Source organism: Kitasatospora sp. NPDC091257, assembly GCF_044757675.1.
GTDB lineage: Bacteria > Actinomycetota > Actinomycetes > Streptomycetales > Streptomycetaceae > Kitasatospora > Kitasatospora lactacystinica.
The window spans coordinates 1-1,440 of sequence record NZ_JBIVVI010001682.1; the positions used below are offsets into that span (position 1 = coordinate 1).

Annotated in this window: 2 protein-coding genes; one reads left to right on the top strand and one right to left on the bottom strand. The window is 71.6% G+C overall.

All coding sequences use genetic code 11. The features are described from left to right. A partial coding sequence (locus tag ACIQOV_RS41265) for a M14 family zinc carboxypeptidase (RefSeq protein WP_401056260.1) occupies window positions 1-1,062 on the bottom strand: 1,062 nt, incomplete at its 3' end. Window positions 1,063-1,246: 184 nt separating this feature from the next. Between ACIQOV_RS41265 and ACIQOV_RS41270 the strand changes: the two genes are divergently transcribed. After that, window positions 1,247-1,375 (top strand): hypothetical protein, encoded by a 129-nt coding sequence (locus tag ACIQOV_RS41270; protein WP_401056262.1) that lies wholly within the window; start codon window positions 1,247-1,249, stop codon window positions 1,373-1,375. Window positions 1,376-1,440: the final 65 nt, after the last annotated feature.

Sequence of the window (1,440 nt, forward strand, 5' to 3'; positions counted from 1 at the left end):
CCCCGTGGCCGGGGTGTCGTCCTCGGCCCTCCGCATCCAGGATCGGGCGACGGTGTCGGCCACGGCCAGGGTGTCGGCGGCGGCGCGCGCGAACCCGTCGTCGCGCGGGCCGGCCAGCTGCAGCAGCCCGTGCACCTCGTCACTCTCACCGGCCAGGGCCCGGGCCAAGCCGGTGAGGGCGGTCGGCGAGCCGCTGTCGAACCGGGTGCCAGCGTGCCAACGGGGGACCTCCGGCAGCAGCGTGAGCGATCCGTGCCGGGCGGCGTGGTGGGTCAGATGCGCGCCGTACGTCGGGGCCTGCTGGTCGTGGTTGCGGATCGCCAGCTCCTCGATCGGCGGCATGCGGTAGACGCCGTTGCCGAGGACCGGCCAGCCGACGACGTCCGACGGGGCGGCCTGGCCGACCGGCAGGCCGTGCCGTGCGGCGACCGCGCCCAGCTGAGCCGCCAGGCCCGGTACGTCCCGGCTCACGACGAAGAAGGGCTCGCCGAACTCGGCGTTGTGCAGGCTCACGACGGCGGCCGGTTCCAGTCCGTCCACCAGGTCGGCCAGCGCCTGCTGCTCCGGAAGACCGAACTGGTGGACACCACCCCGCCAGGGGATGGGGAAAGTCCATTCCGGCTGCTCCGCCAATGCGGGACGGAAGAAATGACGGTGCTCGGTGTACAAGTCGAGCGGGGCGCTCGTCCATTTCTCGTTCAGGGCTGCGCCGTCCGGGTCCACGCACGGCAGGAAATGCCACGAAACCCCGTCGCGGACCTCCGGGCGGGCTGCTGCCAGTTCGGCCAGGAACGCGATGGTGGCATAGCCGACCGGCTCGTTCGGGTGCGGGCCGCCGACCACCAGCACCGGTCGCCGCCCCGCCCCGACCGACAGCACCTCCAGTGCCCGCCCCTGCCGCGAACTGCCGATCCGCCGCATCCGGCACACTCCCGGTGCACGCTCGGCCGCCCCGCGCAACCGCCGGGTCAGCTCCTCCACGGAGGGCACCAGTTCCCCCGCTGGTACCAGCTCCGCGTACCCGGCCAGCGCATCATCCAGGCCGGAAAGGAAATCAGCCACTTTTAAATCCTTTCTCGAAACCGTCCCGGAATTGCTCGGGGCGGTGCGAAATGCTGTCCGAAAAGGGCATGGAAAGTCTTTCGTGAAATCCCCGGAAAGCCCTTCCGGGGAGAGTCGGTGAATGCTTTCATGGGTCCTGGCTGATTTGCCACCATTCCGTTCGAGAAATTCAGGAGGACGCCTCATGGACGCCACCCTCACCACCGCCGGCACCGTCGCCGACGACCCGCAGGACACCGAGCAGACGCAGGACAGCGGTCTGCGCCCGGCCGCCGCCCACGAGCTGCTCGGCTGCACCGTCTCCGGCCAGTAGCACGACCGGCGCCACCAGCGGCGGGGGCGGGCGCCCCCCCCGGGGCGGGGGGGCCCCCCCCCCCC

Bases quoted from the DNA above. Each gene is read 5' to 3' on its own strand.
- ACIQOV_RS41270 (WP_401056262.1), top strand. From the start codon at position 1,247: ATGGACGCCACCCTCACCACCGCCGGCACCGTCGCCGACGACCCGCAG.